Origin of the sequence: Streptomyces sp. B21-083 (genome assembly GCF_036898825.1) — a bacterium.
In the GTDB taxonomy this organism is placed as follows: Bacteria; Actinomycetota; Actinomycetes; order Streptomycetales; family Streptomycetaceae; genus Streptomyces.
Genome location: NZ_JARUND010000002.1, coordinates 4001467 through 4026871, shown reverse-complemented (window position 1 = coordinate 4026871; position 25405 = coordinate 4001467). Strand labels below are relative to the sequence as shown.

The 25405-nt window shown below is 68.4% G+C and carries 19 protein-coding genes and 1 tRNA gene; 15 read left to right on the top strand and 5 right to left on the bottom strand.

All coding sequences use genetic code 11. The annotated features are described in order from the left end of the window. Positions 1 to 2 precede the first annotated feature (2 nt). From QA861_RS42040 to QA861_RS42025, 4 genes are all read left to right on the top strand, one after another. On the top strand, positions 3 to 680 hold the full coding sequence (locus QA861_RS42040) for a CGNR zinc finger domain-containing protein (RefSeq protein ID WP_334594178.1): 678 nt from the start codon (positions 3 to 5) through the stop codon (positions 678 to 680). Positions 681 to 696: 16 nt separating this feature from the next. Continuing rightward, complete coding sequence (locus tag QA861_RS42035; RefSeq protein ID WP_334594176.1) at positions 697 to 1257, top strand: TetR/AcrR family transcriptional regulator; 561 nt, start codon at positions 697 to 699, stop codon at positions 1255 to 1257. Between the two features lie 106 nt (positions 1258 to 1363). Continuing rightward, on the top strand, positions 1364 to 2848 hold the full coding sequence (locus QA861_RS42030) for an MFS transporter (protein ID WP_334594175.1): 1485 nt from the start codon (positions 1364 to 1366) through the stop codon (positions 2846 to 2848). A gap of 138 nt (positions 2849 to 2986) precedes the next feature. Further along, on the top strand, positions 2987 to 4042 hold the full coding sequence (locus QA861_RS42025) for a UDP-N-acetylmuramate dehydrogenase (RefSeq protein ID WP_334594174.1): 1056 nt from the start codon (positions 2987 to 2989) through the stop codon (positions 4040 to 4042). A gap of 37 nt (positions 4043 to 4079) precedes the next feature. Here QA861_RS42025 and QA861_RS42020 read toward each other — a convergent pair whose 3' ends face one another. Together QA861_RS42020 and QA861_RS42015 are read right to left on the bottom strand one after the other, a co-directional pair. Continuing rightward, positions 4080 to 5111: an adenosine deaminase gene (locus QA861_RS42020; protein WP_334594173.1), complete on the bottom strand. Its 1032-nt coding sequence runs from the start codon at positions 5109 to 5111 to the stop codon at positions 4080 to 4082. Between the two features lie 134 nt (positions 5112 to 5245). Then, on the bottom strand, positions 5246 to 6472 hold the full coding sequence (locus QA861_RS42015) for a pyridoxal phosphate-dependent aminotransferase (RefSeq protein WP_334594172.1): 1227 nt from the start codon (positions 6470 to 6472) through the stop codon (positions 5246 to 5248). A gap of 295 nt (positions 6473 to 6767) precedes the next feature. On the opposite strand from QA861_RS42015, the gene QA861_RS42010 reads away from it, so the two are divergent. From QA861_RS42010 to QA861_RS41960, 11 genes are all read left to right on the top strand, one after another. Beyond that, positions 6768 to 6840, top strand: a tRNA-Trp gene (locus tag QA861_RS42010). Between the two features lie 109 nt (positions 6841 to 6949). Beyond that, complete coding sequence (gene secE / locus QA861_RS42005; RefSeq protein WP_006383475.1) at positions 6950 to 7237, top strand: preprotein translocase subunit SecE; 288 nt, start codon at positions 6950 to 6952, stop codon at positions 7235 to 7237. 77 nt (positions 7238 to 7314) lie between these two features. Then, complete coding sequence (gene nusG, locus QA861_RS42000) at positions 7315 to 8226, top strand: transcription termination/antitermination protein NusG (protein WP_334594170.1); 912 nt, start codon at positions 7315 to 7317, stop codon at positions 8224 to 8226. Between the two features lie 158 nt (positions 8227 to 8384). Beyond that, positions 8385 to 8819 carry a 50S ribosomal protein L11 gene (gene rplK / locus QA861_RS41995; RefSeq protein ID WP_006383482.1) on the top strand — a complete coding sequence of 145 codons (435 nt, stop codon included), beginning with the start codon at positions 8385 to 8387 and terminating at the stop codon, positions 8817 to 8819. 82 nt (positions 8820 to 8901) lie between these two features. Further along, complete coding sequence (rplA, locus tag QA861_RS41990) at positions 8902 to 9627, top strand: 50S ribosomal protein L1 (RefSeq protein WP_334594169.1); 726 nt, start codon at positions 8902 to 8904, stop codon at positions 9625 to 9627. A gap of 134 nt (positions 9628 to 9761) precedes the next feature. Beyond that, the gene (locus tag QA861_RS41985) at positions 9762 to 10673 is read left to right on the top strand and encodes an SCO4651 family lipoprotein (RefSeq protein WP_334594168.1); all 912 of its coding nucleotides are present in this window, start codon (positions 9762 to 9764) and stop codon (positions 10671 to 10673) included. A gap of 57 nt (positions 10674 to 10730) precedes the next feature. Continuing rightward, positions 10731 to 11570: an SCO4651 family lipoprotein gene (locus tag QA861_RS41980; protein ID WP_443041646.1), complete on the top strand. Its 840-nt coding sequence runs from the start codon at positions 10731 to 10733 to the stop codon at positions 11568 to 11570. 314 nt (positions 11571 to 11884) lie between these two features. Next, positions 11885 to 12415 (top strand): 50S ribosomal protein L10, encoded by a 531-nt coding sequence (rplJ, locus tag QA861_RS41975; protein ID WP_006383476.1) that lies wholly within the window; start codon positions 11885 to 11887, stop codon positions 12413 to 12415. A gap of 109 nt (positions 12416 to 12524) precedes the next feature. Continuing rightward, entirely contained in the window at positions 12525 to 12908 is a 384-nt protein-coding gene (gene rplL / locus QA861_RS41970) for a 50S ribosomal protein L7/L12 (protein ID WP_053745801.1), read from the top strand. A gap of 593 nt (positions 12909 to 13501) precedes the next feature. Continuing rightward, positions 13502 to 16984: a DNA-directed RNA polymerase subunit beta gene (gene rpoB / locus QA861_RS41965; RefSeq protein WP_334594166.1), complete on the top strand. Its 3483-nt coding sequence runs from the start codon at positions 13502 to 13504 to the stop codon at positions 16982 to 16984. Positions 16985 to 17078: 94 nt separating this feature from the next. Next, positions 17079 to 20978: a DNA-directed RNA polymerase subunit beta' gene (locus QA861_RS41960; RefSeq protein WP_334594165.1), complete on the top strand. Its 3900-nt coding sequence runs from the start codon at positions 17079 to 17081 to the stop codon at positions 20976 to 20978. 93 nt (positions 20979 to 21071) lie between these two features. Here QA861_RS41960 and QA861_RS41955 read toward each other — a convergent pair whose 3' ends face one another. The 3 genes from QA861_RS41955 to QA861_RS41945 are packed head-to-tail and all read right to left on the bottom strand — an operon-like array spanning position 21072 to position 25375. After that, a complete protein-coding gene (locus tag QA861_RS41955) occupies positions 21072 to 23042 on the bottom strand; it encodes a M48 family metalloprotease (RefSeq protein ID WP_334594163.1) in 1971 nt (656 codons plus the stop codon). A gap of 51 nt (positions 23043 to 23093) precedes the next feature. Beyond that, entirely contained in the window at positions 23094 to 23648 is a 555-nt protein-coding gene (locus QA861_RS41950; protein WP_334594162.1) for a Pycsar system effector family protein, read from the bottom strand. Further along, entirely contained in the window at positions 23645 to 25375 is a 1731-nt protein-coding gene (locus QA861_RS41945; protein WP_334594160.1) for a hypothetical protein, read from the bottom strand. The genes QA861_RS41950 and QA861_RS41945 overlap by 4 nt, the downstream gene beginning before the upstream one ends. Positions 25376 to 25405: the final 30 nt, after the last annotated feature.

The following is a 25405-nucleotide window of genomic DNA, read 5'->3' as shown; positions in this document are numbered from 1 at the left end:
GCGTGCCCGCTCCCGCCCCACCTCCTGCCGATGCCTCCGGTGCCTCGCATGCCTTCGGTGCGTCCGGTGCGTCCGGTGCGTCCGGTGCCTCCGGTGCCCGGTCCACCCGGCACTCCGTACTCGCCAACGCCCGCCGTGCCGCCGCCCTGGTGAACGCTCTGACCCGCGGTGGTCCCGCGTCCCCGGGCGCGATCGTCGCCGTACTCCGGGAACACGGCGAGCCGGGCCTGCTCGACCTCGCCGCCCATGACGTCGACGGGATGCGCGAGGCGGCGCTCCTCCTGCGTGAGGTCTTCGGTGCCGGGGATGTGGACCGGGCCGCCGGCCTGTTGAACCGGCTGCTCCTCGACCGTGCCGGGCCGCTGCGCCTGACCTCGCACGCGGGGCACACGCCCTGGCATCCGCATGTCGACCGGGACGACGACGGGCCCTGGGGGGAGTGGTTTCTCGGCTCCTCCTGTCTCGCGCTGGCCGTGCTCGTCTGGGAGCACCAGCGTCCGCCGGGGGCTGTCTGCGCGTCGGTGAGCTGCGAGAACGTCTTCGTCACCCAGGGGCGCGGGCCAGAACGGCACTACTGTTCGCGCCGTTGTGCGACCCGCGAGCGGGTGGCCGCCCATCGCCGGGCCCGTTCCGGGGGTGGGAAGGGTGGAGGCGGACCTCTTGACGTAGTTAGTGATTGAGCACTAACTTACTCACATGGTCAGGATGAGCGCAGAAGAGCGACGCGAGAGCGTCATTCGCGCGGCGATCGCCGAGTTCGCGCAGAGGGGCTACTACGGCACCTCCACCGAGGCGATCGCCAGGCGGGTGGGCGTCTCGCAGCCGTACCTCTTCCGGCTCTTCCCGGGCAAGAAGGCGATCTTCGCCGCCGCCTCCCAGCGGTGCATGAGCGATGTGTGCCGGGTCATGGAGGAGGCCGCCGAAGGGCTGGAGGGTGAGCAGGCCCTGCATTCCATGGCGGACGCGTACGCACGGTTGATCAGTGAGCACCCCGAGCGGCTGCAGATGCAGATGCAGATCTACGTGGCTGTCGCCGCCGCCGAGGCCGAGGGCGACCATGAGTTCGGCGAGGCCGTGAGGGCCGGCTGGATGAAGCTCCAGGACGCCGTCGAGGTGCCCGTGGGGGAGGAGACGACGACCTTCCTGGCGTACGGGATGCTCATCAACACCCTTGCGGCCATGGGGTTCCCGCCCGGCCATCGAGCCTGGCGAGGGATGTGGCCCTCGGCGCAGATCAAGGGGCGGGGCGAGGTCTGACGGTCCGCCGGGCGGAGTCCGCGGCTTTCGTCTGGGCATCAAAGTTAGTGATCAATAACTAAATCCACATCGAAATCACCAGTAGCGATCATCCCCAGGGGGAGCGATGTCACAGCGGCAGGGCAAGCAGCGCGAAGAGAGCGAACAGAGCGAGCAGGGCAAGACCGGCACACCACGCGGCGGAGCCGTCTGGGCCCTCGTCATCACCAGCGTCGCCGGATTCATGGCGGCCCTCGACAACCTCGTCGTCACCACCGCGCTGCCCTCCATCCGCAAGGACCTCGGGGGAGCGCTGGACGACCTGGAATGGACCGTGAGTGCCTACACGCTCACCTTCGCGGTCCTGCTGATGTTCGGCGCGGCTCTCGGCGACCGTTTCGGCCGACGCCGGCTCTTCCTCGCCGGGCTCACCGTCTTCACCGGCGCCTCCGCCGCCGCGGCCATGGCACCCGGCATCGACTCGCTGATCGCGGCCCGCGCGGTCCAGGGCGTCGGCGCGGCGATCATGATGCCGCTGACGCTGACCCTGCTCACCGCAGCCGTCCCGGCCGCGAAACGCGGGATGGCGTTCGGTATCTGGGGCGCCGTGAACGGACTCGCGGTGGCCTCCGGTCCGCTCATCGGAGGCAGCCTTACCGAGCACATCTCCTGGCACTGGATCTTCTGGCTGAACGTTCCGCTGGGCCTCGCCCTGCTGCCGCTCGCCCGGCTGCGCCTCGCCGAGTCGCACGGTACCGGCGCCCCGCTCGACATCACCGGCACCCTGCTGGCCAGCGGTGGCCTGTTCGGCATCGTCTACGGGCTCGTGCGCGGCCCGGCCGACGGCTGGACCAGCTCCTACGTCCTGACCGGACTGCTCGCGGGCAGCGCGCTCCTCGTCGCCTTCGTCGTCCACGGCACCCGGGCGAAGAACCCGATGCTGCCCATGCGGCTCTTCCGCTCCCGCGCCTTCGCCGGGATCAACGCGGCCTCCCTGCTGATGTTCCTCGGGATGTTCGGGTCGATCTTCCTGCTCAGCCAGTACATGCAGGGCGTGCTCGGCTACTCGCCCACCGAGGCGGGCCTGCGGATGCTGCCCTGGACCGGTATGCCGATGCTCGTCGCCCCGATCGCAGGCATCCTCTCCGACCGGATAGGCGGCCGGCCGGTCGTCGCCACCGGTCTCTTCCTCCAGGCCGCCGGCCTCGGCTACATGGCCTCCGTGGTCACCGCGGACGCCTCCTACGCCATCCAGCTGCCCGGCCTGATCATCAGTGGCATCGGCATGGCCCTGTTCTTCGCCCCGGCCGCCAACCTGGTGATGTCCGGGGTCCGCCCGAGCGAGCAGGGCATCGCCTCCGGCGCCAACAACGCACTGCGCGAGGTCGGCGGCGCCCTCGGAATCGCCGTCATGGGATCGATCTTCGCGGCCCAGGGCGGCTACGAGAGCGGCCAGACCTTCGTCGACGGCCTCCGGCCCGCCCTGGTGGTCGGTTCGGCGGTTGTCGCCCTCGCGGGCGTCGCGGCCCTGCTGATCCCGGCCGCCCGCCGCCCCGCGCCGGTGACGGACTCCGCCGAGCGGGTCCCGGTCCTGGAGAGTGCCGTCCACTGAACGACGTAGGACAGCGGCACGCGCGCGTACGGCCCCGACGTCCACGGGCGGGGCCGTACGCGCGCGTGCGTCCTGTCGTCCTGTGTCGGCGCCCCGTGTTCGTCCTGGGCTGTCAGTGGGGTCTCGTAGTCTTGGCGCGTGCAGGAAATCCACGACGCTCCCCTCGCCCCGCTGACCACCTTCCGGCTCGGCGGTCCCGCGGACCGGCTGATCACGGCGACCACCGACGCCGAGGTGATCGCCGCCGTCCGCGAGGCCGACGACTCCGGGACCCCGCTGCTGGTCATCGGCGGCGGCTCGAACCTGGTCATCGGCGACAAGGGGTTCGCGGGGACGGCTCTGCGGATCGCCACGACCGGAGTCGACCTCGACGGCACGGGCGTGGAGCTGGCCGCCGGCGAGGTGTGGACCGACGCCGTCGCACGCACGGTCGAGGCCGGCCTCGCCGGGATCGAGTGCCTCGCCGGGATCCCCGGCTCCGCGGGCGCGACGCCCATCCAGAACGTGGGGGCGTACGGACAGGAGGTGTCCTCGACGATCACCGAGGTCGTCGCCTACGACCGGATCACCCGCGAGACGGTCACCCTCTCCGGCGCCGAGTGCGACTTCTCTTACCGCCACAGCCGCTTCAAGGCCGACGCCGAGCGCCATGTCGTCCTGCGCGTCCGATTCGCCCTGGAGGACGCGGACGGGCTGTCGGCGCCCCTGAAGTACGCCGAGACGGCTCGCGCCCTCGGTGTCGAGCCGGGCGACCGGGTGCCGCTGGACGCGGCCCGCGAGACCGTGCTGAAGCTGCGCGCGGGCAAGGGCATGGTCCTTGACCCCGAGGACCACGACACCTGGTCCGCCGGGTCCTTCTTCACCAACCCGATCCTTGACGACGCCGAGTTCGCCGCCTTCCACGCGCGCGTGGCGGAGCGGCTCGGCGCCGACGCCGTACCGCCCGCCTACCCGGCCGGAGAGGGCCGCACCAAGACCTCGGCGGCCTGGCTGATCGACAGGGCCGGCTTCACCAAGGGGTACGGCACCGGCCCCGCCCGCATCTCCACCAAGCACACCCTGGCCCTCACCAACCGAGGCCGGGCCACCACGGAGGACCTGCTCGCCCTCGCCCGCGAGGTCGTCGCCGGTGTCCAGGACGCCTTCGGGGTCACCCTCGTCAACGAACCGGTGACGGTCGGCGTCAGCCTCTGAGAAGGGACCTCTGAGAAGCGACCCTTCAGGGCTACGGCTACGAGACCAGCCAGTCGTCGATCCCCGCCAGCAGCTTCGCCCGCACGTCCTCCGGCGCCGCCGAACCCCGTACCGACTGCCGGGCCAGTTCGGCCAGTTCCGCGTCCGTGAAGGCGTGGTACTCGCGGGCGATCTCGTACTGGGCCGCCAGCCGGGAACCGAAGAGGAGCGGGTCGTCGGCGCCCAGGGCCAGGGGCACACCGGCCTCGAAGAGCTTGCGCAACGGCACGTCCTCGGGCTTCTCGTACACCCCCAGGGCGACGTTCGAGGCCGGGCACACCTCGCACGTGATCTGGCGGTCCGCGAGGCGCTTCAGCAGGCGTGGGTCCTCGGCCGCCCGCACACCGTGGCCGATCCGGGACGCGTGCAGGTCGTCCAGACAGTCGCGGACCGACGACGGGCCCGTCAGCTCACCGCCGTGCGGGGCCGACAGCAGACCGCCCTCGCGCGCGATGGCGAAGGCCCGGTCGAAGTCCCGGGCCATGCCCCGCCGCTCGTCGTTCGAGAGCCCGAAGCCCACGACACCCCGGTCCGCGTACCGCACGGCCAGGCGGGCCAGCGTGCGTGCGTCCAGTGGGTGCTTCATACGGTTCGCGGCCACCAGGACCCGCATCCCGATCCCGGTCTCCCGGCCCGCCGTCTCCACCGCGTCCAGGATGATCTCCAGCGCCGGGATGAGACCGCCCAGACGGGGGGCGTACGACGTCGGGTCGACCTGGATCTCCAGCCAGCCGGAGCCGTCCTTCGCATCCTCCTCGGCGGCCTCGCGGACCAGCCGCTGGATGTCCTCGGGCTCCCGCAGACAGGACCGGGCCGCGTCGTACAGGCGCTGGAAACGGAACCAGCCCCGCTCGTCGGTCGCCCTGAGTTTCGGCGGCTCGCCACTGGTGAGGGCGTCGGTCAGCGCCTCGGGCAGCCGCACACCGTGCTTGTCGGCCAGTTCCAGCAGGGTCGCTGACCGCATCGACCCGGTGAAGTGCAGATGCAGATGGGCTTTCGGCAGTTCAGAGACATCACGTACGTGCTCCATTCTCGGATCCTGCCGTACGTCCGGCTCGTATCGGTAGCGCTTTCCCTGAACGTGGTCTTGCTCGCACTGACGCTCGTACTCCGACACGCAAGAGGCCGCTTCCCTTCGGGAAGCGGCCTCTCGGTGTCACAGGGTCAGTCCTTCGCCTCGGCCAGCAGCTTCTGCACGCGGCTGATGCCCTCGACGAGGTCCTCGTCGCCCAGGGCGTACGACAGGCGCAGGTAGCCCGGTGTGCCGAACGCCTCACCCGGGACGACGGCCACCTCGACCTCGTCCAGGATCAGGGCGGCCAGCTCGACCGAGTCCTGCGGGCGCTTGCCGCGGATCTCCTTGCCCAGCAGGGCCTTCACCGACGGGTAGACGTAGAAGGCGCCCTCGGGCTCCGGGCAGACCACGCCGTCGATCTCGTTGAGCATGCGCACGATCGTGTGGCGGCGGCGGTCGAAGGCCACGCGCATCTCCGCGACGGCGTCCAGGTTTCCGGAGACGGCGGCGAGAGCGGCGATCTGCGCCACGTTCGACACGTTGGACGTGGCGTGCGACTGGAGGTTGGTCGCGGCCTTGACGACGTCCTTCGGGCCGATGATCCAGCCGACCCGCCAGCCCGTCATGGCGTACGTCTTGGCGACACCGTTGACCACGATGCACTTGTCGCGCAGCTCGGGGAGGATCGCGGGCAGCGAGGTGAACTTCGCGTCGCCGTAGACGAGGTGCTCGTAGATCTCGTCCGTCAGCACCCACAGGCCGTGCTCCACGGCCCAGCGGCCGATCGCCTCGGTGTCCTCGGGGCTGTACACCGCGCCGGTCGGGTTGGACGGGGAGACGAACAGAACGACCTTCGTCCGCTCCGTGCGGGCCGCCTCCAGCTGTTCCACGCTGACCCGGTAGCCGGTCGTCTCGTCCGCGACGACCTCGACCGGGACACCGCCGGCGAGACGGATGGACTCCGGGTACGTGGTCCAGTACGGGGCCGGGACGATGACCTCGTCACCCGGGTCGAGGATCGCGGCGAACGCCTCGTAGATGGCCTGCTTGCCGCCGTTGGTCACCAGGACCTGGGAGGCTTCCACCTCGTAGTCCGAGTCGCGGAGCGTCTTGGCGACGATCGCGGCCTTCAGCTCGGGCAGACCGCCGGCCGGCGTGTAGCGGTGGTACTTCGGGTTGGAGCAGGCCTCGATGGCGGCCTGGACGATGTAGTCCGGGGTGGGGAAGTCCGGCTCACCGGCGCCGAAGCCGATCACCGGGCGCCCGGCGGCCTTCAGGGCCTTGGCCTTGGCGTCCACGGCGAGGGTGGCGGACTCGGAGATCGCGCCGACTCGGGCGGAGACCCGGCGCGCGGTGGAAGGGGTTGCAGCGCTCATGGTGCCCATCGTTTCAGACCGGAAACCTCCCCGGCACACGGGTTTCACCTATTGGTCAGACCGGACCACCGGTGGGACGCTTGAAGTGCGCGGGGTCGGGCGGACGGCTGAACATGCGTCCGGATCCGGCGCCTGGGCTGGGCGATCTTCCGCCGACAACGGTCCTGCGGGCGCTTTCTGTTCGACGACCGGCTCCGGAGCACGTACACTCTCACCTCGTTGGCCTTCAGCGGCCCGCGCTTATCCGGTGCACACCGAGCATCCGGACGGGTACGGTACGTTGGAGTAACCACAAAGGGTCGTAGCTCAATTGGTAGAGCACTGGTCTCCAAAACCAGCGGTTGGGGGTTCAAGTCCCTCCGGCCCTGCTACACACGCCTGTCACCAGGCTGTGTGCGCATGTACGTACTGCAATGCACCGCCGTGCGGCTCGGACCGGGCGCGGCACGGCCACGACCCGGGAACAGGTGAGGACGAATGGCGGACGCCGTGGGCTCCATCGATATGCCTGATGCCCAGGATGAGGCGCCCGAGTCGGACAAGAAGACTCGCAAGGGCGGTAAGCGCGCCAAGAAGGGCCCGCTGAAGCGTCTCGCGGTCTTCTACCGCCAGATCGTCGCGGAGCTCCGCAAGGTCGTCTGGCCGACGCGTAACCAGCTGACGACGTACACGACCGTGGTGATCGTCTTTGTGATCGTCATGATCGGCCTGGTGACTGTGATTGACTTTGGCCTCAACAAAGCCGCCAAGTACGTCTTCGGCTGAGCCAAGAGCGAAGGGCGCCGGGTGCGGCGCCCCTTTCGCATGTTCCACCCACATGTATCCAGGAAGAAGCAGCCACCGTGTCTGACCCGAACCTGAACGACGCCATCGTGCCGGACGAGTCCGTGGATGACGAGCTCGACATCGTCGAGGGCGTTGACGAGGTCGAGGACGAGGTCGACGCTGCGGACGCCGCCGTGGGAGAGCCCGCCGAGGAAGACGCCATCCACATCGAGGCCGATGAGGATGAGGACGGCGATGTGGCCGAGGCCGACGCCGACGAGGACGAAGAGCTCGTCGAGGACGAGACCGACGAGTCCGAGGACGACGCCGAAGCCGAGGCTGAGGAAGCCGAAGAAGAGGCCGCCGAGCCCGTCGACCCCGTCGAGGCCCTCCGCGAGGAACTGCGCACGCTCCCCGGCGAGTGGTACGTCATCCACACGTACGCCGGTTACGAGAACCGTGTGAAGACCAACCTCGAACAGCGTGCCGTCTCTCTGAACGTCGAGGACTTCATCTTCGCGGCCGAGGTGCCGCAGGAAGAGGTCGCGCAGATCAAGAACGGCGAGCGCAAGACGGTCCGCCAGAACAAGCTCCCCGGATACGTTCTCGTCCGCATGGACCTGACGAACGAGTCCTGGGGCGTCGTCCGCAACACCCCCGGTGTCACCGGCTTCGTGGGCAACGCCTACGACCCGTACCCGCTGACCCTGGACGAGATCGTCAAGATGCTCGCTCCGGAGGCCGAGGAGAAGGCCGCCCGTGAGCTCGCCGAGGCCGAGGGCAGGCCGGCTCCGGCCCGCAAGCTCGAGGTCCAGGTGCTGGACTTCGAGGTCGGCGACTCGGTCACCGTCACGGACGGCCCGTTCGCGACGCTGCAGGCGACCATCAACGAGATCAACGCCGACTCGAAGAAGGTCAAGGGCCTCGTCGAGATCTTCGGCCGCGAGACCCCGGTCGAGCTGTCGTTCGACCAGATCCAGAAGAACTAGCACGCCCCTTAGTTTCCGTCCAGGTCAGGTCGGCTCTCGTAGCTGGCCTGACCTGCTCGGTTTCACGCCTCGCCACGGTGTCGTTTATCGTGGTGCGGTTGCCCGGCTTCTGTCGGGCACAGCGAAGACCGAAGAAAAACGAAGATAGAGGACCCGGAATGCCTCCCAAGAAGAAGAAGGTCACGGGGCTCATCAAGCTCCAGATCAACGCCGGTGCGGCCAACCCCGCTCCGCCGGTCGGGCCCGCGCTCGGTCAGCACGGCGTCAACATCATGGAGTTCTGCAAGGCCTACAACGCCGCGACCGAGTCGCAGCGTGGCTGGGTGATCCCGGTGGAGATCACGGTCTACGAAGACCGCTCCTTCACCTTCATCACCAAGACGCCGCCGGCCGCGAAGATGATCCTCAAGGCCGCGGGTGTCGAGAAGGGCTCCGGCGAGCCGCACAAGACCAAGGTCGCCAAGATCACCCAGGCGCAGGTCCGCGAGATCGCCACGACCAAGCTCCCCGACCTGAACGCCAACGACCTGGACGCCGCGTCGAAGATCATCGCCGGCACCGCCCGTTCGATGGGCATCACGGTCGAGGGCTGAGCCCCACCCTCGTAAGCCTTGTAGTACGTGGCAGGACCTGCTCGGTCCGTACCACGACTCCTCAGAACACACAGGAGCAGTAGTGAGCAAGCGCAGCAAGTCTCTCCGCGCTGCGGACGCCAAGATCGACCGGGACAAGCTCTACGCCCCGCTCGAGGCCGTCCGTCTCGCCAAGGAGACCTCCACGAGCAAGTTCGACGGCACCGTCGAGGTCGCCTTCCGCCTGGGTGTCGACCCGCGCAAGGCCGACCAGATGGTCCGTGGCACCGTGAACCTCCCGCACGGCACCGGTAAGACCGCCCGGGTCCTGGTCTTCGCGACCGGTGACCGTGCCGAGGCCGCGACCGCCGCTGGCGCCGACATCGTCGGCTCCGACGAACTGATCGACGAGGTGGCGAAGGGCCGTCTGGACTTCGACGCCGTCGTCGCCACCCCGGACCTCATGGGCAAGGTCGGCCGCCTCGGCCGCGTCCTCGGCCCGCGTGGTCTGATGCCGAACCCGAAGACGGGCACCGTGACCCCGGACGTGGTCAAGGCTGTCACCGAGATCAAGGGCGGCAAGATCGAGTTCCGCGTCGACAAGCACTCGAACCTGCACTTCATCATCGGCAAGACGTCGTTCGACGACACCAAGCTGGTGGAGAACTACGGCGCCGCGCTGGAGGAGATCCTCCGTCTGAAGCCGTCCGCCGCCAAGGGTCGTTACATCAAGAAGGCCGCCCTCAGCACCACGATCGGCCCCGGCGTCCCGCTCGACCCCAACCGCACCCGCAACCTCCTCGTCGAGGAGGACCCGGCCGCCGTCTGAGCCAACGCTCACCCCGGTAGTCGCGCGTTCGCGTTCGTACGACGGGCCCCGCAACCTTTCGAGGTGCGGGGCCCGTTGTCGTACCGAGGGGTTAGCGTGAAGATCACGGGGTGTACGAGGGGGTGGGGGACCGGATGAGGGACAGCGACGTACGGGGTATACGGGGCCTGCGGCGAGGAGCCCGGCCGGTCGCGGTGACCGCCGCGCTGGTCGCGGCCGGCATGGCGATGTCGGCGTGCAGTTTCTCCGGGGGATCCGACGGCGAGGGCGCCGAGCCGACCCGGAGCACGGGACACCTCGACGCGCGTACGGCCGCCGCGCTGCACGCCGTCGAGAAGGCCACCGACCGGGCCGGTTCCGCCCGGGTCAGCTCCTCCTCCGTCATGGGCGACCTGCTCTCCATGCGGACGGCCGGCGTCCTCGGCTGGGCCGGGCGGCCGATCGGCAAGCTCAGCATCACCTACACCGGCGGAGAACTGGCCGAGTCCATGCGGGCGCTCAACAGCTCCTCCATGGAGGCCCGGCTGCTGCCCGACGCCTACTACGCCAAGGTCGGTGACAAGTTCGCCGCCCAGATGCACGGCAAGCACTGGATCAGGTACGCCTACGACGACCTGGCGGACCTGCCGGGCGGCTCGGGGACGTATCTGAAGGACCAGCTGCACAACACCGCCCCCGTCCAGCCGGTCAAGCTGCTGCTGGCCTCCGGTGACGTCCGCAGGGCCGGGACGGAGACGGTGCGCGGAGAACGTACGACGCGCTACTCGGGCACGGTCGAGGTGGCCGCCCTCGCCGACTCGGCCCTCAAGGACCAGCTCGTCCAGGCCGGCGTCACCACCGAGACGGTCGACATCTGGGTCAACGACCGGAACCTGCTGGTCAAGAAGGTCGAACGGGGCGAACTGGCGAGCGGGCGGATGTCGTCGACGGCGTTCTACAGCGCGTACGGAGTGAAGGCCGGGGTCGTGGCACCGGGGGGCGGGGACACCGTGGACTTCAAGGAGCTGTTGGGGAATTCGGAGGCCTCGTCGGCCCCACCGGGTTAGGCTCACGTTCGTTTCTGTGAATCGACCGTGTGTTCGCAATGTTCCTTGGGGGGAATCATGGGTGCTTCTTCTGTGCGTGCAGGACGTGTAGGCCTCGCTGTGCTGCTTCTCGGTGCCGGCGCTGTCGCCTGTTCCAAGGGCTCCTCGGAGGAGTCGCCGAAGATGACGCCGGCGGCGGCTGTCGCCAAGGCGGCGAAGAACGTGGAGGACATCACCTCCCTCAGCTACCGGATGACCGGCAAGGTGCCCGAGGAGGGCCGCGTCAAGGCCGAGGCCAAGATGCGCCTCAAGCCCGACGTGGCGATGAGCATGAAGATCTCCGCCCTCGACAAGGGCGCCGACGGCACCGCCGAGATCCGTCTCGTCGACAAGGCGATGTTCATAGGCGGGGGCGCTGCCGCCGCCAAGGAGATGGACGGCAAGCGCTGGATCAAGTTCGACATGGCCGCGATGGGCGCCGCAGGTGAGTCTCTCGGGGCCGCAGGGCAGGCCGACAAGAACCCGGCCCAGGAGTCCACCTTCCTCACCGGCTCCAAGGACGTGAAAGAGGTCGGCGAGGAGACCGTGGACGGGGTGAAGACCACCCACTACCAGGGCACGGTCACCCTCGACCAGTTCCGCGCCTCGCTCAAGTCCCAGAGCAAGGTGACCCGCGAGCAGCGCGAGAAGAGCCTTGAGCAGTACGAGAAGCTGGGCATCGACAAGTTCACGATGGACATGTGGATCGGCGAGGGTGACGTCACCAAGCAGTTCCGGATGCGCGGCGCGGCCGACAAGGGCCCCCTCGACATGACGATCACCTTCGACGACTTCAACAAGCCGGTGACGATCGCCGCCCCGCCCGCCAAGGAGGTCGCCGACCTGGCGGAGATGATGAAGGGCGCCCAGCAGGGTTAGCCATCGCTCCGCCGGTAGAACCAGCCCCGCGCCCCTGAGGGGCGCGGATTTGCTTGGGAGGGACGCCCTCACGTACTCTCCTCGAGAAGCCAAAGACCGCTGGTCGTTGCCTTGTCTTCGTAAGAAGGCTCGGTGACCGAAGGATCCGCTGAATTGCGGACGACCCGCGTAGGTGACTGTGGAAGTGCTCCCGGACGGAATCCGCTCACGGAATTCGGTTGGTCGAGCTCACGCCCCGTGCGCCTGCGCCGGGGCGTTTCGTTTTCCCAGTCTCCTTCTGAGCGGTCCTCATCACCCGGAAGGAGGCCACGCTTATGGCAAGGCCCGACAAGGCTGCCGCGGTAGCCGAGCTCGCGGACCAGTTCCGTAGCTCGAACGCCGCTGTGCTGACCGAGTACCGGGGTCTCACCGTGGCGCAGCTCAAGACGCTGCGTCGTTCGCTCGGTGAAGACGCCCAGTACGCCGTGGTGAAGAACACGCTGACCAAGATCGCGGCCAACGAGGCCGGGATCTCGACGCTCGACGACCTGTTCAACGGTCCGACGGCGGTTGCCTTCATCACCGGTGACCCGGTGACGTCGGCGAAGGGTCTTCGTGACTTCGCCAAGGACAACCCGAACCTCGTCATCAAGGGCGGTGTCCTTGACGGTAAGGCGCTGTCCGCCGACGAGATCAAGAAGCTTGCGGACCTCGAGTCCCGCGAGGTTCTGCTCGCCAAGCTGGCGGGCGCCATGAAGGGCAAGCAGTCGCAGACTGCCTCGCTCCTCCAGGCGCTTCCGTCGAAGTTCGTCCGCACCGCGGAGGCGCTTCGGGTCAAGCTGGCCGAGCAGGGCGGTGCCGAGTAATTCGGCTCGCACTCTGACCGTCGCCTGACGCGGCGGTCGACGCGGGCCGAACGTACGCCCGCCGACACTTACATCGGCACCTGCCGAACGACTGGAAGGATCGCCCATCATGGCGACGAAGCTGTCCCAGGAAGAGCTGCTCGCGCAGTTCGAGACCCTCACCCTCATCGAGCTCTCCGAGTTCGTTAAGGCCTTCGAGGAGAAGTTCGACGTCACCGCCGCCGCCGCGGTCGCCGCTGCCCCGGCCGGCCCCGCCGCCGCCGCTGAGGCCGTCGAGGAGCAGGACGAGTTCGACGTCGTCCTCACCGGCGCCGGCGAGAAGAAGATCCAGGTCATCAAGGTCGTGCGTGAGCTGACCTCGCTGGGTCTCAAGGAGGCCAAGGACCTCGTGGACGGCGCCCCGAAGCCCGTTCTCGAGAAGGTCGCCAAGGAGGCCGCCGAGAAGGCTGCCGAGTCCCTCAAGGCCGCCGGCGCCTCGGTCGAGGTCAAGTAACTCGACTCGCGGTGACACAGGGCTTCTCGTAGCCCTGTAACGCTGACGCAGTGAAGAGCGATCATCCATCTGGGTGGTCGCTCTTCGGCGTTCGAGGGGTCGGGTCGTGGCTGCCTTGCAGGCTCGGTGACGGCGAGTAAGGTGATCTTCGTCGTGCCTCCGGACGCCCCTGATGCTGTGCCGCACGTGACGATGGCAGCACCGGGTTCGGGCTCGGAGGCCTTGACGAACCGCACGGAGCGCGCAATTCTCAGGACGCGTCGTCACAACGATCCGAATCCGAGGCATGGATCGGTGGCGAAGAGGGCAGTATCGATGTGCATCGAGGGCGTGGCTTGCAGCAGGGGTTGAGAGCAACGAGGGTCTTCAAAAACCCGCACTGGACATCAGTGAGCCTAGTGGCTACACTGACCCTTTGCGCTGCCTGTTAGCTGCCTCCTGCCCGTCACCAGGGGCATGCCCTCGCTTGAGCACCGACGATCGGACCTTCTCCGACCTGGCCCTTTCCGGCTGGTCGTGGAATGCCCGTCTCTGTGCCCCTGTGGGGGGCCGGTACGCGCGTAGTGAGTCCGAGCCCTCGGAAGGACCCCCTCTTGGCCGCCTCGCGCACTGCCTCCGCGAATACGAACCATGGCGCCAGCACTGCCCCGCTGCGCATCTCTTTTGCAAAGATCAAGGAGCCCCTCGAGGTTCCGAACCTTCTTGCGCTGCAAACCGAGAGCTTCGACTGGCTGCTCGGTAACGCCGCATGGAAGGCTCGTGTCGAGGCGGCTCTGGACAGCGGACAGGACGTCCCCACCAAGTCCGGTCTGGAGGAGATCTTCGAGGAGATCTCCCCGATCGAGGACTTCTCCGGGTCGATGTCCCTGACGTTCCGCGACCACCGTTTCGAGCCTCCGAAGAACTCGATCGACGAGTGCAAGGACCGCGACTTCACGTACTCCGCGCCCCTCTTCGTCACGGCCGAGTTCACCAACAACGAGACCGGCGAGATCAAGTCCCAGACGGTCTTCATGGGCGACTTCCCGCTCATGACCAACAAGGGCACCTTCGTCATCAACGGCACCGAGCGTGTCGTCGTGTCGCAGCTGGTCCGTTCGCCGGGTGTCTACTTCGACTCCTCCATCGACAAGACGTCCGACAAGGACATCTTCGCCTCCAAGGTGATCCCCTCCCGGGGTGCCTGGCTGGAGATGGAGATCGACAAGCGCGACATGGTCGGTGTCCGCATCGACCGCAAGCGCAAGCAGTCCGTCACCGTCCTCCTCAAGGCTCTCGGCTGGACGACCGAGCAGATCCTCGAGGAGTTCGGCGAGTACGAGTCGATGCGCGCCACCCTGGAGAAGGACCACACCCAGGGCCAGGACGACGCGCTGCTCGACATCTACCGCAAGCTCCGCCCTGGCGAGCCGCCGACCCGTGAGGCCGCGCAGACGCTTCTGGAGAACCTCTACTTCAACCCGAAGCGCTATGACCTCGCCAAGGTCGGCCGTTACAAGGTCAACAAGAAGCTGGGTGGCGAGGCCCCGCTGAACGCCGGTGTGCTGACCGTCGAGGACATCATCTCGACGATCAAGTACCTGGTGAAGCTGCACGCCGGTGAGACCGAGACCGTTGGCAACAACGGGACGTCGATGGTCGTCGAGACCGACGACATCGACCACTTCGGCAACCGTCGTCTGCGCAACGTCGGCGAGCTCATCCAGAACCAGGTCCGTACGGGTCTGGCGCGTATGGAGCGAGTCGTCCGCGAGCGCATGACGACTCAGGACGTCGAGGCGATCACGCCGCAGACCCTGATCAACATCAGGCCGGTCGTCGCCTCCATCAAGGAGTTCTTCGGCACCAGCCAGCTGTCGCAGTTCATGGACCAGAACAACCCGCTGTCGGGTCTCACCCACAAGCGTCGTCTGTCGGCGCTCGGCCCGGGTGGTCTCTCCCGTGAGCGGGCCGGCTTCGAGGTCCGTGACGTGCACCCCTCGCACTACGGCCGCATGTGCCCGATCGAGACCCCTGAAGGCCCGAACATCGGTCTGATCGGCTCGCTCGCCTCCTACGGCCGGGTCAACGCCTTCGGCTTCGTCGAGACGCCGTACCGCAAGGTCGTCGAGGGTGTCGTCACCGACGACGTCGACTACCTCACGGCCGACGAAGAGGACCGGTTCGTGATCGCCCAGGCGAACGCGATCCTCTCCGAGGACATGCGCTTCGAGGAGTCCCGCGTTCTCGTCCGCCGCCGTGGCGGCGAGATCGACTACATCCCCGGCGACGACGTCGACTACATGGACGTCTCCCCGCGCCAGATGGTGTCCGTCGCGACCGCGATGATCCCCTTCCTGGAGCACGACGACGCCAACCGTGCCCTCATGGGCGCGAACATGATGCGCCAGGCCGTGCCGCTGATCACCGCCGAGGCTCCCCTCGTCGGTACGGGCATGGAGTACCGCTGCGCCGTCGACGCCGGCGACGTCATCAAGGCCGAGAAGGCGGGTGTGGTCCAGGAGGTCTCCGCGGACTACGTCACCGTCGCCAACGACGACGGTACGTACACCACGTACCGCATCGCGAAGTTCTCGCGCTCCAACCAGGGCACCTCGGTCAACCAGAAGGTTGTCGTCAACGAGGGCGACCGGGTCGTCGAGCACCAGGTTCTCGCCGACGGGCCGGCCACCCAGGAAGGCGAGATGGCGCTGGGCAAGAACCTGCTCGTCGCCTTCATGCCGTGGGAGGGTCACAACTACGAGGACGCGATCATCCTGTCGCAGCGCCTCGTACAGGACGACGTCCTCTCCTCGATCCACATCGAGGAGCACGAGGTCGACGCCCGTGACACCAAGCTCGGCCCCGAGGAGATCACCCGGGACATCCCGAACGTCTCCGAGGAGGTCCTCGCCGACCTCGACGAGCGCGGCATCATCCGCATCGGTGCCGAGGTCGTCGCCGGCGACATCCTCGTCGGCAAGGTCACGCCCAAGGGCGAGACCGAGCTGACCCCCGAGGAGCGCCTGCTCCGCGCGATCTTCGGTGAGAAGGCGCGCGAAGTGCGCGACACCTCGCTGAAGGTGCCGCACGGCGAGATCGGCAAGGTCATCGGCGTCCGCGTCTTCGACCGTGAGGAGGGCGACGAGCTGCCGCCGGGCGTGAACCAGCTGGTTCGGGTCTACGTGGCGCAGAAGCGCAAGATCACGGACGGTGACAAGCTCGCCGGCCGCCACGGCAACAAGGGTGTTATTTCGAAGATCCTTCCGATCGAGGACATGCCGTTCCTCGAGGACGGAACTCCGGTCGACATCATCCTCAACCCGCTGGGTGTGCCGTCCCGAATGAACCCGGGACAGGTGCTGGAGATCCACCTCGGCTGGCTCGCCAGTCGCGGCTGGGACGTCTCCGGCCTCGCGGACGACTGGGCGCAGCGCCTCCAGGAGATCGGGGCCGACGTCGTCGCCCCCGGCACCAACGTCGCCACCCCCGTCTTCGACGGTGCGCGTGAGGACGAGCTGGCCGGTCTGCTGAACCACACGATCCCGAACCGCGACGGATCGCGCATGGTGCTCCCGACCGGTAAGGCGCCGCTGTTCGACGGCCGTTCCGGAGAGCCGTTCCCGGAGCCCGTCTCCGTCGGCTACATGTACATCCTCAAGCTCCACCACCTGGTCGACGACAAGCTCCACGCCCGTTCGACCGGTCCGTACTCGATGATCACCCAGCAGCCGCTGGGTGGTAAGGCCCAGTTCGGTGGCCAGCGATTCGGCGAGATGGAGGTGTGGGCGCTGGAGGCATACGGCGCCGCATACGCCCTCCAGGAGCTGCTGACCATCAAGTCCGACGACGTGACCGGCCGCGTGAAGGTCTACGAGGCCATCGTCAAGGGCGAGAACATCCCCGAGCCCGGCATCCCCGAGTCCTTCAAGGTGCTCATCAAGGAGATGCAGTCTCTCTGCCTCAACGTGGAGGTGCTGTCCAGTGACGGTATGTCCATCGAAATGCGTGACACCGACGAGGACGTCTTCCGCGCGGCGGAGGAACTCGGCATCGACCTGTCCCGGCGTGAGCCGAGCAGCGTCGAAGAGGTCTGACGGGAGTTCGGAGGCCTTCGTGACGAAGGCCTCCGGCCCCAGGACCCCCGTATCAGACCCCATGACTTACAACCCTGAGAGGGATTGACGCATAGTGCTCGACGTCAACTTCTTCGACGAGCTCCGGATCGGTCTGGCCACCGCTGACGACATCCGTCAGTGGAGCCACGGCGAGGTCAAGAAGCCCGAGACGATCAACTACCGCACGCTCAAGCCCGAAAAGGACGGACTCTTCTGCGAGAAGATCTTCGGTCCGACCCGGGACTGGGAGTGCTACTGCGGCAAGTACAAGCGCGTCCGCTTCAAGGGCATCATCTGTGAGCGCTGTGGCGTCGAGGTCACTCGCGCCAAGGTGCGTCGTGAGCGGATGGGCCACATCGAGCTCGCCGCTCCCGTCACCCACATCTGGTACTTCAAGGGCGTTCCGTCGCGGCTGGGCTACCTGCTCGACCTCGCCCCGAAGGACCTTGAGAAGGTCATCTACTTCGCGGCGTACATGATCACGTACGTCGACGACGAGCGCCGTACGCGTGACCTGCCCTCCCTGGAGGCGCACGTCTCCGTCGAGCGGCAGCAGGTCGAGAACCGCCGCGACTCCGACCTCGAAGCCCGCGCCAAGAAGCTGGAAAGCGACCTGGGCGAGCTGGAGGCCGAGGGTGCCAAGGCCGACGTACGCCGCAAGGTGCGCGAAGGTGCCGAGCGGGAGATGAAGCAGCTGCGGGACCGTTCGCAGCGCGAGATCGACCGTCTCGACGAGGTGTGGACCCGGTTCAAGAACCTCAAGGTCCAGGACCTGGAGGGCGACGAGCTGCTCTACCGCGAGCTGCGCGACCGCTTCGGGACCTACTTCGACGGTTCGATGGGTGCCGCGGCGCTGCAGAAGCGCCTGGAGTCCTTCGACCTGGAGGAGGAGGCCGAGCGCCTCCGCGAGATCATCCGTACCGGCAAGGGCCAGAAGAAGACCCGCGCCCTGAAGCGGCTGAAGGTCGTGTCTGCCTTCCTGCAGACCTCCAACAGCCCCAAGGGCATGGTCCTCGACTGCGTCCCGGTCATCCCGCCGGACCTTCGCCCGATGGTGCAGCTGGACGGTGGCCGCTTCGCGACCTCCGACCTGAACGACCTGTACCGCCGTGTGATCAACCGGAACAACCGTCTGAAGCGGCTTCTCGACCTCGGTGCTCCCGAGATCATCGTGAACAACGAGAAGCGCATGCTCCAGGAGGCCGTCGACGCGCTGTTCGACAACGGTCGTCGTGGCCGTCCGGTCACCGGTCCCGGTAACCGCCCGCTGAAGTCCCTCAGCGACATGCTGAAGGGCAAGCAGGGTCGATTCCGTCAGAACCTGCTCGGCAAGCGTGTGGACTACTCCGCGCGTTCCGTGATCGTCGTCGGTCCGCAGCTGAAGCTGCACCAGTGCGGTCTGCCGAAGGCGATGGCGCTGGAGCTCTTCAAGCCGTTCGTGATGAAGCGCCTGGTCGACCTGAACCACGCGCAGAACATCAAGAGCGCCAAGCGCATGGTCGAGCGCGGCCGCACCGTCGTGTACGACGTCCTCGAAGAGGTCATCGCCGAGCACCCGGTGCTGCTGAACCGTGCGCCCACGCTGCACCGCCTCGGCATCCAGGCCTTCGAGCCGCAGCTCGTCGAGGGCAAGGCCATCCAGATCCACCCGCTCGTCTGCACCGCGTTCAACGCGGACTTCGACGGTGACCAGATGGCCGTCCACCTGCCGCTCTCCGCGGAGGCGCAGGCCGAGGCCCGCATCCTGATGCTGTCCTCGAACAACATCCTCAAGCCCGCCGACGGCCGTCCGGTGACGATGCCGACCCAGGACATGGTCCTCGGTCTGTTCTTCCTCACCACCGACGGTGAACTGCGTGACGTCAAGGGCGAGGGCCGTGCGTTCGGCTCCACGGCCGAGGCGACCATGGCGTTCGACAACGGTGAGCTCGCGCTGCAGTCGGCGATCGACATCCGCTTCCCGGTGGGCACCATCCCGCCGCGCGGCTGGACCCCGCCGGCCCGTGAGGAGAACGAGCCCGAGTGGCAGCAGGGGGACACGTTCCGCCTGCGTACCACCCTGGGCCGCGCGCTCTTCAACGAGCTGCTGCCCGAGGACTACCCGTTCGTCGACTACTCGGTGGGCAAGAAGCAGCTCGGCGAGATCGTCAACGACCTCGCTGAGCGCTACCCCAAGGTCATCGTGGCGGCGACGCTCGACAACCTGAAGGCGGCGGGCTTCTACTGGGGCACGCGCTCCGGTGTCACCGTGGCCATCTCCGACGTCGTCGTGCCCGAGGCCAAGAAGGCCATCGTCAGGGGCTACGAGGAGCTGGACGAGAAGGTCCAGAAGCAGTACGAGCGCGGTCTGATCACCAAGGACGAGCGCACGCAGGAGCTCATCGCGATCTGGACCAAGGCGACCAACGAGGTTGCCGAGGCGATGAACGCGAACTTCCCCAAGACGAACCCCATCTTCATGATGGTTGACTCGGGTGCCCGAGGAAACATGATGCAGATGCGTCAGATCGCCGGTATGCGTGGTCTGGTGTCGAACGCGAAGAACGAGACGATCCCGCGTCCGATCAAGGCGTCCTTCCGTGAGGGCCTGTCGGTGCTGGAGTACTTCATCTCCACCCACGGTGCCCGTAAGGGTCTCGCGGACACCGCCCTGCGTACCGCCGACTCGGGTTACCTCACCCGTCGTCTGGTGGACGTCTCGCAGGACGTCATCATCCGCGAGGAGGACTGCGGCACCGACCGCGGCCTCAAGCTGGCGATCGCCGAGCGTGACGAAGCCGGTGTGCTGCGCAAGACCGAGAACGTCGAGACGTCGGTGTACGCCCGTGCGCTGGCCGAGGACATCACCCTCGACGGACGTGTGCTGGCCCCGGCCAACACCGACCTCGGTGACGTCCTCATCGACGAGCTGGTCAGGCACGGCGTCGAGGAGGTCAAGACCCGCTCGGTCCTGACCTGCGAGTCCGCCGTCGGCACCTGCGCCATGTGCTACGGCCGTTCGCTGGCCACCGGCAAGCTGGTCGACATCGGTGAGGCGGTCGGCATCATCGCCGCCCAGTCCATCGGTGAGCCCGGTACCCAGCTGACGATGCGTACCTTCCACACCGGTGGTGTGGCCGGTGACGACATCACCCAGGGTCTGCCCCGTGTCGTCGAGCTCTTCGAGGCTCGTACGCCCAAGGGTGTCGCCCCGATCTCGGAGGCGGCCGGCCGCGTCCGTATCGAGGAGACCGAGAAGACCAAGAAGATCGTCATCACCCCGGACGACGGCAGCGACGAGACGGCGTTCCCGATCTCGAAGCGCGCCAAGGTCATGGTGCGTGAGGGTGACCACGTCGAGGTGGGCCAGAAGCTCACCTTCGGTGCCACCAACCCGCACGACGTGCTGCGGATCCTCGGTCAGCGCGCGGTCCAGGTCCACCTGGTCGGCGAGGTCCAGAAGGTCTACAACTCGCAGGGTGTGTCGATCCACGACAAGCACATCGAGATCATCATCCGGCAGATGCTCCGCCGTGTGACGATCATCGAGTCCGGCGACGCCGAGCTGCTGCCCGGTGAGCTGGTCGAGCGTGGCAAGTTCGAGACCGAGAACCGTCGTGTGGTCCAGGAAGGCGGCCACCCGGCCTCCGGCCGTCCGCAGCTGATGGGTATCACCAAGGCCTCGCTGGCGACGGAATCCTGGCTGTCGGCCGCCTCCTTCCAGGAGACGACCCGAGTGCTGACGGACGCGGCGATCAACGCCAAGTCCGACAGCCTCATCGGCCTCAAGGAGAACGTCATCATCGGTAAGCTCATCCCGGCCGGTACGGGTCTGTCCCGCTACCGCAACATCCGGGTGGAGCCGACCGAGGAGGCCAAGGCCGCGATGTACTCGGCCGTCGGCTACGACGACATCGACTACTCGCCGTTCGGCACGGGCTCCGGCCAGGCCGTTCCGCTGGAGGACTACGACTACGGGCCCTACAACCAGTAGGCAGTAGTTGGTAAGCGGTAGTCGGTAGTTGCTTGGCAGTACGAAGGGCGGTCACCCCGGTTGCGGGGTGGCCGCCCTTCGGCGTGTCCTGTCTCAGCGTTGCTGCTGGAGGTACGGCTGCAGGTGGTGCAGCCGGGTGTGGTAGTCCGGGTGCGAGGAGAGCAGCTTGCTCAGGGGACTCTCCTCCGGCGCCACACCGTTGTTGAGCGCGGCGAGCGCGGCCGTCTGCCGCTGCTCCTCCTGATGGAGCTTGCCGAGTACGGAGGCCAGCATCGGGGCGAAGCCGAGGGCCGCCGCGTGTTCGTCGGCGCGGAGTTCGGCGCGGCGGCCGACCGCGGCCAGGGCGTACGGCACCGCCAGGACCAGCAGGGGCAGGCCGTACAGCGTGCTGATGGTCGCCATGGCGATGCTGCCGAGGACGAGTACGACGAAGCCGACGCCGAAGCAGGAGAAGGCGCGGGACACCTTGAAGACGAACCCCGAGAACGCGCGCAGGAAGCGCCAGGCGATACGGCCGGGCTGCGCGTACCAGTAGCCGAGGAGCCCTGACCAGGCGTGGCCGCCGACGTGGTGGCCCAGCTCGTGTGCCATGACGGCGGCGAGTTCGCCGTTGGGCAGCTCGTTCATGGCGAAGCGGGTGACACCGACGATGTGGCCGGCGGCGGCGACCGCGTTCAGGCCGTCGCTGTCCTCGACCCAGAGTTCGTAGTTGCGGCCCTCGACACCCGCGCGGGCGGTGACCTCGCGCCAGACCGGTTCGAGTTTGGCTCGTTCTTGCGGCGTGGGGTAGCGCAGATGGAGCAAACGGCGCGCGAGGGCGCTTTCGCTGGGCCGGTGGAAGACGAGTGCGCCGCTCACTATCCAGGCGATGATCACGAGGAACGCGAGGTCGCCGAAGAAGAGGGAGAACATGCTGACGACGAGGAGGCTGCAGAGGAAGTTCGGGAGGTAGAGGAGGAGGTTGCCCACGGCGGTGGCGTCGGTACGGCGCTGGTGGGCGGAGATGTGGACGCGCTGGCGGTCGGTGGAGATGTGGTGGGGGTGCTGGGTGGGAGGAGCGGGCGGCGCGGATGTGGTCGGGGGTTGCTGAGGGGGCGCGTACTGCGGGGGGATGGGCTGGGCGGTGGCCTGGGGGTAGGGCGGGGGCTGGGCGGGAGCGGCGCCCGGGTAGGCGGGGGGCGGGGTCGGGGCCGCACCCGGGTAGGTCGGGGGTTGGGCGGCGTTCGGGTGTTGGGGTTGCTGGGGTGCGCCGGGGTAGGCCGGGGGTTGGGCGGCATCCGCGTGCGAGGGCTGCTGGGGTGCGCCGGGGTAGGCCGGGGGTTGGGCGGCATCCGCGTGCGAGGGCTGCTGGGGTGCGCCGGGGTAGGTCGGGGGCTGGGTGGTGTCGGGATGCTGGGATTGTCGGGGCGCGTCCGGGTAGGCCGGGGGTTCGGCGAAGCCCGGGTAGTTGGACCGCTGGGTCGAGTCCGGGTGGGGGGACTGCTGGGGCGCGCCGGGGTAGGTCGGAGGTTCGGCGAAGCCGGGGTGATCGGGGCGCTGGGCGGTGTTCGTGTGTGGGGATCGCGGGGTCGCGTCCGGGTAGGCCGGGGGTTCGGTGAAGCCCGGGTAGGTCGGAGGCTGGGTTGTGTGGGGGCTCTGGGGCCGTCGCCGGGCCGCGTCAGCGTGCGGGGGCTGTCGGGGTGTGCCGGGGTAGGTCGGGTGCTGGGTGGTGTCGGGGTGCTGGGATTGTCGGGGCGCGTCCGGGTAGGCCGGGGGTTCGGCGAAGTCCGGGTGGTCGGGGCGCTGAGGGGTGTTCGGGTGCTGGGATCGCGGGGTCGCGTCCGGGTAGGCCGGGGGTTCGGTGAAGTCCGGGTGGTCGGGGCGCTGGGTCGTGTTCGGGTTCTGGGGGGGCTTGGCCGGGTCCGGGTAGCGGGGTGGGGGTTGGGTGGCCTGGGGGTACGGGGGTGCGGGTTGGCCGGGGTAGGGCGGCTGGGGTGAGGGGTGGGGTGTTTGCTGCTCGGGGTACGTCGGCGGGAACAGGGGGTATTCGGAGGGCTCGGGGTGGTCCGGTGGTGGTTGGGTCATGGTCTTCCTTCACGTGCGGGGACGGTGACTGAGCGGTCCGGCCCGGTGTGTTCAGCCGATGAGCAGTGAGGCGGGAAGGAGGAGCGTGCCGGTGCAGAAGGAGATCAGGCCGGTACGGATCCACTGGTGCTTGCGTGCGGCGATACGGCTCGTCTCGGTGAGCGCCGAGGTGAGCGCTGCCGTGGGGTCGCGCAGGGTGTCGGCGAGCGCTGCCTCCAACCCGCCGAGCCGTACGGCCTGTTGGATGTCGCCGAAGTAGGAGAGCGGCTGGCCCGGCGCCCACGGTTCGGAGCGGTAGCGGGGCAGCACGGCGAGGAGCAGCGAGAACAGGGACAGCACCAGGGACCCTGCCCCGGCACTCCAGACGACGGTGCCGAACGTGCTGAGCGCGGCCGGGTTCCAGTTCCGCCCGGCGAGCAGTCCGCTGAACACACCGGCGGTCATCCCCAGCGCGGCGACCAGGACGGATGCCTTGCTGTCGGCGCGGGCGATCTCGGTACGGAGGTCCGCGAGGAGGCGTTCGCAGAGCTGGGTGGGGTCGGCCGGGCCGCCGGGAGTGGCTGGCGGGGGCGGTGCCGGGGTGGGGCGGGGGTCGAGCGTCGTCATGTGCCGCTGCCCGCCCTGTCCTCCTTGGCCGCGTCGTCGGGGCCCTCGGCCGGCCCGTCCGCCGCCGCCGCGTTCTGCTGGCCGGGGAGGGTCGGGGTGCTGCCGTAGCCCGGAGGTGGCTGCCAGGCGGGGGCGGCCGGAGTTCCGTAGGCGCCCGGCGGCTGTGGAGCGGTGTACGGCTGCTGGTACGGCGGGGGAGTGGGCGGGGTGTAGCCGGGGAAGCCGGTGGGGCCGGGGGTGGCTCCGTAGGGGCCTGCGGAGCCCGGGGCGGGCGCGGGCGGCTGCGGAGCGCCCGGATACGGGCCGGTCGGCGACTGGGGGCCCCAGGCGGGGGCGCTGGGCGTCTGGCCGGGCGCGGCGGTCGGAGGCGTCACCGGCTGGGCGGCCTGAGCCTGGGGCGCGCCGCTCGGGGGCTGGTCGGCGGGGTCGGAGACGGGGCGGCCGGGTTGCGCGTACGAGGAGTCGAGTTGGCCGGGAACGAACCCCGGCTGCGCCGGCATCCCGGGGACTGCCTGGCCGTACCCCGGCTGCGCCGGTGCCCCCGGGGCGCCTTGGCCGTACCCGGCGTACGGGTCGCCCGGGGCCGGGTCGCCGTCCGGGAGCGGGGGAGGTGTCTGGGGGACGCCCGGGAGGCGCTGGTTGAGGATGTCGCTCACTGTGCGCAGGGCCAGTTGTTTGGGGCCCTCCAGCTCGAACTTCTCCGCCGTGTCGCCGTGCAGCAGGTCCTTCACCAGGTCCATCTGGGCCTGGATCATGCGGAGTTGGTCCTCGCGCATACTCGTCATGACAAGGCGGGAGTCCTCGGGGTGCTGGGACAGGTGGAGGGCCCAGGCCTGCACGCCGCCCTGTTGCAGGTGGTACTGGTAGAAGGCGATCTTCTTCGCCTCTATCTGCTGCAACTCCAGTTCCTGGTAGCCCTGTTGGATGGACAGCTGGTGCTGCTGGCTGCTCTGCAGGGCCGCCTGCTCGTAGTCCCAGCGCTGCTGCTGGAGAGCCAGGTGCTGCTGCTGGGCGCCGTACGACATCGAGCGCTCGATCTGGAGGGCGTCCTGCGCGCGGTTGCGGCGGTCCACCTCCACGTCGATCTCGGAGCCGCGCTGGGCCACTCGTACCTGCTCGGTCGCCGAGTGGTCGATCGCCTGGAGGCGGCGCTGGTGGTCGATGTTCTCCTGGTCGCGGCGCAGCCGCAGGGTCCAGGTGGTCTGGAGGCCCGCGGGGGCGCCCAGCGGGCCCAGGACGTTGATCGCCTGGAGGAGCTCCCCCTCCGCCGCCGCGCTGTCCGCGATCGGAAAGCGCCGGCTCACCGGGCGGGCCGCGCGCTGGAGTTCGCCGATGAGCAGGCCCGGTACGTCCCGGTGGCCGCTGCCCACGAACCGGGCCGGGTCGATGACCTGCCAGGACAGGTCGAGCTCGGCCGAGAACTCGAACGCGTCGTTGTCACTGGGGAGCGTGAGCGTGCCGGAGAAGGGATGCACGCCCATGTCGACCTCGTACACCGCGGTGTAGTGCCGCGCCGCGATGTCGCTGCGCGTCGGTCGGCGGGGCGGGAGGTAGGCCTCGTAGCCGCCCTTGGCGGTCGAGAAGACGAGCGCGTGGTCGATGCGGACCGTCGACTTCAGGGAGAGCTCGAAGCGCGACAGCTGGCGCACGGTGAGCACCGGGTCGATCAGCTGGGTGTGCCGGTCTGCGGACTGCTGCCACTCGGGCGGGCGGTGGAAGGCGGACATCGTGCGGTGCTCCTCGGTGAGCGGTGAGCA